The sequence below is a fragment of the Bradyrhizobium japonicum USDA 6 genome (genome assembly GCF_000284375.1).
GTDB classification, from domain to species: domain Bacteria; phylum Pseudomonadota; class Alphaproteobacteria; order Rhizobiales; family Xanthobacteraceae; genus Bradyrhizobium; species Bradyrhizobium japonicum.
This window is the reverse complement of sequence record NC_017249.1, coordinates 8,476,360-8,486,768: the sequence shown is the minus strand read 5'-3', so window position 1 is coordinate 8,486,768 and position 10,409 is coordinate 8,476,360. Positions and strand designations below refer to the sequence as shown.

Sequence of the window (10,409 nt, the reverse complement as noted above, 5' to 3'; positions counted from 1 at the left end):
CTGCACAATGGGAATGAAATGTTTGCAGCAACCCGTGAACTGCCGGCCTCTGGTTACGCACTTGAAGTGGATGGCCGACTCAAGGCCGAATTTGCAACCAGAGACGGCGCCAGGGCAGGCGGAGAAGAACTCAAGAAGCGCTTTCCCATGCTTCAGATCAGGATCTATGACGCGCAGACGCAAGCGCGCGAGGACATCTAGATCCGCGGACTGGCGGATTTTTCCGATTCGCGTGTGCGGCTTCCGCCGCACCGGGCTCTCGTGGACCGAGCTGCCTTGCGTCTCGGCCGCCGTGCGGCGTCGATCCCTCGCGCTAGGAGATGCGGAGCTCCCCGCCGGGGGCACTCGGGAAAGGGGCTCGCCTCTCGGCGATCGCTATCACTGCCCCGTTCCCGGGTGCCGCTATTGAACCGGTCTCGTCGCTGCACTCGGACCCGCGTGCCCCTTCGGGTCGCTATGCTCACGCTCTCCGGGTGCCATTTTGCCTTGAGGCGATGCGCCCTTGGCGCACGCCTGGTAGGTTTGGGCCCCAAGGCACCTAAAGGCCAAGTCCCGAAGAATGAAATAGAAGGCCGAGCGCGTCGCAGATTTTGCATTCTGTCATCTGTGTGCGTGCAGCGCGCTCGCTAACCGAACCACGCGGCCGCTTGGTCAAGTGGCGTCGCTTCCGTCCGAAGAGGCTGAGAATAAGAGTTTTGGCCGGGTTTGCCGTGACGGGTCACAGGCCGCGAGAGAGGCTCGCGGCGCCCGCCGCGGAGATCCGCGATGCCCAGACACTATCTTCGGGCGTGCACTGGCGAGGACCAGACAAGCCTTTAAGGCAAAATCACCACAAAATTATCGGCGAGCTTGAAGCCGGCCACGTGCCGTGGGTGCAGTCTTGGGGGAGCCCAGAGGCGACGGCGTGCTTGGCCATGCCGAGAAGCGCCACGACTGGCCGTCAACATAGCGGCCTCAGGGAGCAAGGCTCATCGGCGGGTACCACAGCCAGGTCGCTTTTGGCCAGTCGCGCGTTCTGCTGGACTGGACGAGGCTGATCATGCCGAACGGACGTTCAATCGTCTTGGAGCGGCAGCCCGGCAAGGATGCAGCAGGCTATTCTGAACACAGCAGACTGTTCGAACCCATCGGAACCGCGGCATTGATACCGCACATGCTGGCTGGCGCAGTCGAAAACGGTCGGTGCGAGTACGAAGTGGTCAACGCAGAGCCGGTCGGGCCCGGGAAACCCCTGGCGTTGATTCGGAAAGCTCAAGCTGAGCAAGCGTCAAGATGAGCGGTGGCCAACGGGCCCGCGCGGAGCGCAGACCTGTTGACAGGGGCTATGGAGCCCCAGTTTGCCTTCGCCTTCACATTCGAAGGAACGAGCACACCGTCGACGCGAGGTGAAATTGCCTCCTGGTCGGAACTACCCGAGAGAGACAAGGTCGCGATTGGCGCCCTCAGTGCCGCGCAAAGAGCTCGCCGAGCGTTGCCTTGCGTCGACCAGGGAATCCTACGCGCTATTCATGCAAATCCTCGGAAAGAACGCGTTTTTCCAGCGTGATTGTCTGATAGTTCACCACCTTATCTCTCAGTCGTTGCCTGTCCCGCGCCATCGCGGCTGCTCTTTCAGGTGACGTCGCCCACTTGCGCGCCTCAGCAGGCCGGCCACTTGCAAGCGGACCAGCAGCCGTTATCGCGCGCCGTTGGAGTGCCTTGTGCGTTCAGGCCATCATCCCTGCCTACGCCGGCTGCCCTTAGACTTTGATCGCGGGGGCGACATATCAACCGGTGCAGCCGCAGCGCAGCCTCCTCAGACCGTTTCGCGAAGAGATGCTCTGGCGCGTGGGACCTTCGAAAGATAAACCGAGGCGAGGCCGTGAAGTCTCCGCTAGCCCTGCGGGACCAATTCTCTGCCATTCTAGACCGGATAGGTGCATCATGAACGCAGTGACGGTGGGCTTTGGGGCGCAGACCGCGACCACGACGCTGCAAAGGTTTGTCCGCTTTGTGCGCGGCTCCGGTAGCCTGAGCGTGGCCGACAAAGTCTATTCCATCGCCGGATTTTTGACGATCGTCACAATGTTTCTGTTGGTGATGTCGGTCCAATGCGTGCGCCTGCAGACGAACTATCGGCACATGCAGATCGATTCGGCGTCGGCTGCCGTCAATATCGGGCGCGTCAACGCCCTGATCTACGCGATCGTGATGGAGTCGCGCGGGATCTACATGTCCACCGAACCGGCGAAAGTAAAGCAATTCGCGGACGAGTTGGTCAAGTGCAGCGGCGAGCTCACGGCGGTGATGATGCGCTGGGGGCAGACTGTCCATCCCGACGATCTCGAGCAATTCGAGGCGTTCAAACAGCGAGTGATGCAGTTCATCGACTTTCGGCTGGAACTGGTGCGGCGGGGGCTCGAGATCAGTCCGGCCGCGGCTCGTGAATGGGACGATAACCAGGCCAATCGCACCGTGCGCAGCAAGCTCAATGCTGACCTCGAGGCACTGCAGCGATCCTACGATAAGCGAGCCCGCGAAGCCGACCAGCTTGCTGACGAGAACCGCTATGCGGCCTGGTACCTGTTCATGCTTGGACTCGCGGCGCTGGTCCTTGCCGCGATCAACGTCCTCGTCATGCGCGACTCCGTGGTCGGGCGGCTCTCCGATATCGCGCAAGCAACCGACCGGATCGCCGCAGGAGACATCAAGAGCGAGGTGCCGCATCTGATGCGGCACGACGAGATCGGGCATCTGGCCCAACATGCAGCACTTCCGTGATGCCATGCAAAAGATTCTAGAGCTGGAGCAGCTCGAGTTCAACACGGCGCAGCAACGCGACGCCGCTATAACCCAGCGCGACCAGTTCAACGACAAGTACCAGGCCAAGAAGTGGCAGTTATCGGCGGCGATCAACAGCATGCCGCAAGGCCTCATCATGCTTGACGGCAGGGCCAATGTCGTCGCGATGAACAATAACTATCGGCGGATCTACAATCTGCCAGAGACGATCAGGGCTGGCTCTACGCTGGAGAAAATCCTGCAGCATCGTATCAAGAGCGGGCTCTTCAGCGACGACATCGCGAAACATCTCGCGGCGATTGTCGATCGAATCGCCCGGCGCGAGCCGACCGCCTATGAGATCGCGCTAAATGACGGCCGCACCATCAATATCTACGAGCGTCCGATGGATGGCGGCGGGTGGGTGTCCGTGCATGAGGACGTCACCGACCTGCGACATGGCCAGCGGATGTTGGAGAGGACTGAGCGTCTGCTGGCCACCATTGTCGAGAACGTTCACGAAGGCATCATCGCCAAGGACGCGCGCACCTTGCGTTACCTCTTCGTCAACAAGGCGGCGGAGAAGATGATCGGCATGTCGCGGGCCGAAATCGTCGGCAGGACCGCGCGCGAATTGTTCTCCCCGGAGGCGGCCGACTTGATCGAACGGCGCGACCGGCAGTTGCTTGCCCAGAAGCAACAGTTCGAACCCATTGTCGATACTATCGACAGCCCCGTTCGCGGACGGCGTGTGATCTGTGCGCGACGGCTGCAGATTGGCGGCGCCGGAGAGCAGCCGCACACCTTCGTGACTATGGTCGAGATGGGAGCGGATCGCGAACGTCAATAGGGCGATCACACGTCGCCCCTCCTGAGTCGACCGCGCCGGAACTGGACTCGCGGGTACAGTGGGATGCTGCTACCCCGAGGAGGTATCCGGCGAAAAACGCCGGCATTGTATGCATCTGCGCAGGATTTTGTCTCTCCAGCGCTGCTCATTGCATCATTCGAGATCAAAACCTGGCTACAGTCGCCGATTAATCGGGCGACGCAACGCGATCGAGCGTATCGCTTCGCCACGAGGGCGCACAAAGAGCCGAGCTCGTGCGCCCGGTGCCCGAAAATGCAGCCACATTTAGCAGAAACGGTGCCGCTCTTTACGTGCGGGCACGATGTTGCCGCACGAGCGTCCGCCAAAGGAGGCGAAAATGCAGAATAGCTCTCATAGCTCCGAAAACCGAGGGTGCTGTGCGGTGTGTGGTGGAAGGTTCGGGCTGATCCGCCATTACTGGTGGCGAACGGCCCTTTGCTCCAGGAAATGCGTCGATCGCTTCAACGCCCGGCGGGAGGCAGACCAGAAGTGGCTGCGCCGGCTGTTGGCGGCTCCTGCAGAATGCGAGACAAGCCCGAACGGAGCGCATTGCGTGCCATGCACACAGCAACCAGTTGCTTAACTGCAGGAAGCTGCGGTGGACTTCCGAAATGAACGACTAAAGTCCATCAGCGATGCGAGAGTTGCAGGGGCTCCGGCTCATGCCTGCGTTTCTTCGGATAAACGATGCAGCCCTGCATTGTGTGGTTGAGCTGACCGAGCATCTCGCGCTAGGCTTTGGAGCTCCTCGCCGGGGGCACTCGGGAAAGGGGCTCGCCTGCGGCGATCGCTATCACTGCCCCGTTCCCGGGTGCCGCTATTGAACCGGTCTCGTCGCCGCACTCGGTCTCGCGTGCCGCCTTCGGCGTCGCTATGCTCACGCTCCTGCGGGTGCCATCTCTCGAAGGCGATGCGCCCCTGGCGCACGCCTGATCAGGCCTGCAGCCTGGCAGATTGCGAAGAGTCTGAGAGTAAGAGTGCAGGCTGGGTTTTCGTGACGGGTTAGAAGCTGCGAGAGAGGCTCGCGGCGCCCGTCGCGGAGAACCGCGATGTCAAATCCTACTGTTCGCGCGCGCGCCGGCCAGGACCGGGCGAACCTCTATAACGAAATTACCGACAAGATCATTGTCGAGCTTGAGGCCGGACGCGTCCCCTGGGTTCAGCCGTGGGGTACGGCCGCGGCGAAAGCGCCGTTGGCCATCCCGAAAAATGCTTCGACCGATCGGTCCTACAGCGGGATCAACGTCCTTCTGCTCTGGGGAAGCACGATCGAGCATGGTTACAGCGGTCAAAGCTGGCTCACGTTTCGGCAGGCGCTGTCGCTTGGAGGCTATGTGCGCAAGGGGGAGCGTGGCACCGCGGTGGTCTACGCCGACCGTTTCGTGCCGCGCGATGAGAAACAGCGCGCCGCCGAGACCGGCGACGAAGCGCAGGCCATTCCATTTCTCAAGCGATTTACCGTTTTCAACACGGACCAATGCGACGGACTCCCCGGCGAGATCGCGACCGCGGCTCCGCCACCGCCGCCAGGTCTGATCGAGCCTACCGTGGAAACTTTGATCAGGGCCACCGGGATCACATTTCGGATTGGTGGCGATCGCGCATTCTACGCGCCGGCCGAAGACTTCGTGCAGGTCCCGCCGCCGCAGGCCTATTTCGAGCCGATCAATTGGCACCGCACCGCGCTGCATGAACTCGGCCACGCGACCGGACATCGCTCGCGCCTCAACCGCGATCTTAGCGGATCCTATGGCACCAAGAAATATGCCTTCGAAGAACTGGTCGCCGAGTTGAGCTCCGCGTTCAGCTGCGCGTCGCTCGGGATCGTCCCGACCGTGCGCCATGCCGACTATATTGGCTCCTGGCTCGAAGTCCTGCGCGAAGACAATCGGGCTATCGTGCGTGCCGCCTCACAGGCGAGCAAGGCCGCGGACTATTTGCTCGGCTTCATTCCCGAGCCCATTGAGCACGCGTCGCTGGATTCGGCTGTTGCCGATCACGAGACGGCTTGATGCTTGGCCTCCTGTCGCCGCGCAAGAGTGAGAGGAGGGGGCGCTATTCGCGACGGGTTGGAAGCCGAGAGAGAGTCTCACGGCCGCCCGTCGTGGAGAGCCAAAATGACGAAAGCCGTACAAAAGATCACGCTGTCGCCTTCAAGGGACATCCCCTTCAACAAGCTCGTGCTCAGCCAATCGAACGTTCGCCGCGTCAAGGCCGGCGTTTCGATCGAGCAGCTAGCCGAGAGCATCGCGCAGCGTACGCTTCTGCAAAGTCTAAGTGTCCGGGCCGTCGTTGATCCTGATGGCAACGAGACCGGCATGTTCGAGGTACCAGCGGGAGGCAGGCGCTATCGCGCTCTCGAGCTCCTGGTGAAACAAAAGCGGATGTCGAGGACGCAGGCGGTGCCGTGCGTCGTTCGCGAAGGGGGCCTTGCCGAGGACGATTCGATGGCGGAGAACGATGAGCGGGTCGGCCTGCATCCGCTTGATCAGTTTCGGGCCTTCCAGACGCTCCGCGATCTCGGCATGAGCGAGGAAGACATTGCCGCGCGCCATTTCGTGAACCCTGCGATCGTCAAGCAGCGCCTGCGCCTGGCGTCGGTCTCGCCGAAGTTGCATGACGTCTATGCCGAAGACGGCATGACGCTCGAGCAGCTCATGGCGTTCTCAGTTACTGCGGATCACGCCCGCCAGGAGCAAGTCTGGGAGAACCTCAGCCGTTCCGGTTATGACGAGCCATACCAGATCCGCCGCATGCTCACCGAGAACACAGTGCGCGGGTCCGATCGCCGGGCGCAATTCGTGGGCCTCGACGCCTATCAGCAGGCGGGTGGCGGCGTTCTGCGGGATCTGTTCGAGCACGACGACGGCGGTTGGCTTCAGGATATCGTGTTGCTCGACCGCCTCGTGATCGAAAACTCAAAGCCGAAGCTGAGACGATTGCTGCCGAGGGCTGGAAGTGGATCTCAGTCGCCGTAGAGTTCTCCTACGGTCACACACAAGGCCTCCGGAAAATCGAAGGAAAATCTGTCGATCTCTCGCCTGGGGAGCGGGCCACCATCGATGCCCTGAACACCGAGCAAGCCAAGCTTGAAACCGAATACCAGGATGCCGACGAATTGCCCGAAGAAGTCGATCAGCGCCTCGGCGAAATCGAGTCGGCGCTGGCGGCGTTCGAGAACCGGCCGATGCTTTACGATCCGGCGGAGATCGCCCGGGCTGGTGTCTTCATCAGCATCGATTCCGAAGGACGGCTCTGCGTGTATCGTGGTTACGTCCGGCCTGAGGACGAAGTGCCGGCAACCGATCCTGATATCGCGCAGGCCGCCGATCCGTCGTCGAACGAAGGGAAGGAGCCCAGCACTTCAGTCCAGCGCACGGTCATCGCAGTCGCGGGTAGTGCGCCTGATGCCGAAGAAGAAGATGACGACGCGGCCAGGCCTCTGCCGGATCGGTTGATCACCGAGCTGACGGCGCATCGCACGTTGGCATTGCGCGACGCGCTGGCAGAAAATCCTGCGATCGCGTTCCAGCGGTGCTGCACAACTTCGTGCTGACGGCCTTTTACCGGTTCGCGTCATCCGGAAGCTGTCTAGAGATCGGCCTTCGCACGCCGAACTTTCCTGCCCAAGCTCCGGGGCTGAGGGAAAGCGCCTCCGCCAAGGCTGTCGAGGCGCGGCACGAGGCCTGGAAGGCGCGGTTGCCGAAGAGGGAGAACGATCTTTGGGATGCGCTAACGGCTCTCGATGGTGGTGCACAAGCATCGCTGTTCGCCCACTGTGCATCTTTTGCGGTCAATGCCGTCTATGAGCCGGCCAATCGCTACAATCAGGCTCGCGTCTCAGCACACGGCGTCCGCACGCGTCTCGACCGCGCTGATGTGCTGGCGCGGGCGGTCGGGCTAGACATGGTGCAGGCAGGGTGGAAGCCCTCCGTCGACAACTATCTCGGCCGGGTCACCAAGCCGCGCATTCTGGAGGCCGTACGGGAGGCTAAGGGCGAGTCGTCGGCTCAACTGATCGACCATCTTAAGAAGGCCGACATGGCCAAGGAGGCCGAGCGCCTTCTGGATGGCTCAGGCTGGTTGCCGGAGCCGCTGCGTCTCGTCGATCCCGATGCAGCGCCAGTGGGGCAGGAGGGCGAAGCGGGCCGGCTGCCCGAATTCCTCGCCGACGATGAGGATCAGGAAAACGCCAGCGACGATGATCCGCACAGCTCGACGCGGCTGAATGAAATTAAGGAGCGGGATGGCACGGCCGTCCCGCAGTAGCGCGGGGGACCGGCGTGCGGCGCCGGTCCCTATTTTTATGCCCGAGGTCTGAGAGGGAGAGCGGGCCGGGAAGGGTTTGAGCCGTCCAGGTCAGAGGAGAGCGCCTGGCGGTTCGACCCCTTCCTGCTCTCCGAAAGAATTCCTGCCATGACCGAATCTCTCGTCGGCGGCGCTGCCGCCGCGCCGCTTTCGTTGCGCGCCGCTGCAACTTTCACCTCCGCCGCCGTCAGGGCAGCGCGACAGCTCCTGACCGAGTTCGAACGCGGTAGGGGCATCGATGCCGCTGTTCTGCGTAGCGCCATGGAGGCTGCGTTCGGCGCCTCCGACGCGGCCGGCGCCTGGAACTGGAAGACCGCCTATGACGTCTGCGAGGCGGCAACCGTTCTGTTCCTTCGTAAGTTCGGACCGGCCATACGGGCCAGGGCTGGCTCGACGGCCGCCATGCTGCCGATGCTGGCGAAAGTCGCGAACCGTCTGCCGACCCACACGCGGCGTTCCGAGGACAGTCAGGCGCTTCAGCAATTCTCGACGCCGATCCCGCTTGGGCTGATTGCATGCACCGCAGCCGCCATTACATCCGCCGATCGCGTTCTGGAGCCTTCTGCCGGGACCGGTTTGCTCGCCATCTTTGCCGAGCTCGCCGGCGGCGACTTGGTGTTGAACGAGTTGGCCGAGAGCCGGGCGGGATTGCTCGAGCATCTATTCGCGGATGTTAACGTCACGCGGTTCGATGCTGCTCAGATCGATGACCACCTCGACGCGAGCGTTGTGCCGAGCGTCGTTCTGATGAACCCGCCGTTCTCCGCGGTGGCGAATGTCGATCGACGAATGGCGGACGCCGCCTTCCGGCACATCGCTTCGGCGCTCGCGCGTCTTCGCGATGGCGGACGCCTCGTCGCCATCGCTGGCGCGGGCCTTGCGCCGGATAACCCGGCGTGGCTAGAGGCCTTTGTTCGCCTCCAGGAGCGCGGACGGGTCGTGTTTTCTGCCGCGATCGACGGCGCCGTCTACGCCAAGCACGGCACTCAGACGGACACGAGGCTGCTCGTCATCGACAAGTTACCCGCTGCCGATCCGAAGGCATTTCCCACCTCGCAAGGCATGGCCGGCGATGTCCCCGCCTTGCTCGAGTGGGTCACCCAGCATGCGCCCCCGAGGTTGCCCGTCACTGCGCCGGTCGTAGCCGACGTCATTAGGCGCCCTGCAATCTCCCGATCGGCCGGCGCCATTGCACCCAGCCCCTCATCCACTTCGGGGAGCGCGCCAGAAGGTGTGGAGCTTGCGTACAAGATCGTCGAATGGTCGCCGCCGGAAAGCGCCCGCCTCACCGATGCGCTCTATGAGGAGTTCGGATTGCAGTCGATCCGTATTCCCGGATCGTGTGCACATCCGACCAAGCTCGTGCAGTCGGCGGCGATGGCGACCTCATCGGTAACTGGAACAGTCTGGCGCGCATCGTCTTCGAGAGCTTTGCCGGTCTTGGCCTGAAAGCATCAGGCGCAAGCCTCTCCGCATCGGATTTCCTGAGACCTGGAAAGATCGCTCAAGTCGGACTTGATGCCGGCCGACCGCTCCTCGATTCGATCTCCAACCTGATGGGCTACATCAGCTTTTTCGAAAATTTCGTCCAGATCGTGGTTCTTCTGTTCGCGTGGGTCGTGGTGCTGCTCGCCTTCTTCATTTTGGCGATCCAGCTCTTCGTCACCCTGATCGAGTTCAAGCTCACGACACTGGCCGGGTTCGTGCTCATTCCCTTTGGCTTGTTTGGCAAGACCACCTTCGCGGCGGAGCGCGTTCTGGGCAACGTCATATCTTCCGGCATTAAGATCCTGGTCCTGGCCGTCATCGTCGGCATCGGCTCCACCCTGTTCTCGCAGTTCACCGCAGGTTTCGGCGGTGCACAGCCAACCATCGAAAACGCGATGACGCTGGTGCTCGCGGCGCTTTCCTTGCTGGGCCTCGGTATCTTCGGTCCGGGTATCGCAAACGGCCTGGTGTCGGGCGGCCCCCAACTCGGCGCCGGCGCCACGATTGGAACAGGCCTTGCTGCTGGCGGCATTGTTGCGGCTGGCGCGGGACTTGCCGCTGGCGGTGCCGGTCTCGCTGGTGGTGCGATTGCTGGCGGCGCGCGCGGTGGCGGCGCTGTCATCAGCGGAGCAACAGCCGCCTATCGAAGCGGCGGCCTTGCCGGCGTCGCGGAGGCTGGCGCTTCGGCTGCGACGAGTCCTTTGCGTCGAGCAGCGGCCGCCTTCGGAGGTAGTCAAGCGGGCGAGCAGGGCGCGAGCGCACCGGCCGAAGGGCAGCCCGATTGGGCTCGCCGCATGAAGCGTGCTCAGACCATCCGGCATGGTGCCTCGGCCGCTGGCCACGCCGTCCGCTCGGGCGATCATGGTGGTAGCGGTTCCTCCGTCGATTTGTCCGAGGGAGAACGTTGAGACGCACCCCGCATCTCTGCCGCACACCAGCGCCTCAAACCCTTCCATCGCACGACTTGAAACCGATCACTCGA

The 10,409-nt window shown here is 62.6% G+C and carries 4 protein-coding genes and 5 pseudogenes; all 9 read left to right on the top strand.

What is annotated here, in order from left to right; translation table 11 throughout:
- Positions 1-18 precede the first annotated feature (18 nt).
- Entirely contained in the window at positions 19-201 is a 183-nt protein-coding gene (locus BJ6T_RS47815; protein ID WP_014498065.1) for a hypothetical protein, read from the top strand.
- Positions 202-608: 407 nt separating this feature from the next.
- Positions 609-902: pseudogene (locus BJ6T_RS49910) on the top strand (hypothetical protein); the annotation flags it as partial.
- A gap of 50 nt (positions 903-952) precedes the next feature.
- A pseudogene (locus BJ6T_RS48020) lies at positions 953-1,102 on the top strand (TrbI/VirB10 family protein); the annotation flags it as partial.
- An 821-nt stretch (positions 1,103-1,923) separates the two neighbouring features.
- Positions 1,924-2,760, top strand: a complete 837-nt coding sequence (locus tag BJ6T_RS39260; RefSeq protein WP_014498064.1) for a HAMP domain-containing protein — start codon at positions 1,924-1,926, stop codon at positions 2,758-2,760.
- A complete protein-coding gene (locus tag BJ6T_RS39255; protein WP_011084426.1) occupies positions 2,744-3,610 on the top strand; it encodes a PAS-domain containing protein in 867 nt (288 codons plus the stop codon). The genes BJ6T_RS39260 and BJ6T_RS39255 overlap by 17 nt, the downstream gene beginning before the upstream one ends.
- 1,070 nt (positions 3,611-4,680) lie before the next feature.
- A complete protein-coding gene (locus BJ6T_RS39245; protein WP_014498063.1) occupies positions 4,681-5,643 on the top strand; it encodes an ArdC family protein in 963 nt (320 codons plus the stop codon).
- Positions 5,644-5,748: 105 nt separating this feature from the next.
- Positions 5,749-7,863 (top strand): annotated as a pseudogene (locus BJ6T_RS39240) (ParB/RepB/Spo0J family partition protein).
- Positions 7,864-8,047: 184 nt separating this feature from the next.
- Positions 8,048-9,325, top strand: a pseudogene (locus tag BJ6T_RS39235) (SAM-dependent methyltransferase); the annotation flags it as partial.
- Positions 9,307-10,335 (top strand): annotated as a pseudogene (trbL, locus tag BJ6T_RS39230) (P-type conjugative transfer protein TrbL); the annotation flags it as partial. The pseudogenes BJ6T_RS39235 and trbL, both read left to right, overlap by 19 nt.
- Between the last annotated feature and the right edge of the window lie 74 nt (positions 10,336-10,409).

Excerpts from the sequence above, each read along its gene's own strand:
- BJ6T_RS39260 (WP_014498064.1), top strand. The coding sequence starts at position 1,924 with ATGAACGCAGTGACGGTGGGCTTTGGGGCGCAGACCGCGACCACGACG.
- BJ6T_RS47815 (WP_014498065.1), top strand. The coding sequence starts at position 19 with ATGTTTGCAGCAACCCGTGAACTGCCGGCCTCTGGTTACGCACTTGAA.
- BJ6T_RS39255 (WP_011084426.1), top strand. The coding sequence starts at position 2,744 with ATGCAGCACTTCCGTGATGCCATGCAAAAGATTCTAGAGCTGGAGCAG.
- BJ6T_RS39245 (WP_014498063.1), top strand. The coding sequence starts at position 4,681 with ATGTCAAATCCTACTGTTCGCGCGCGCGCCGGCCAGGACCGGGCGAAC.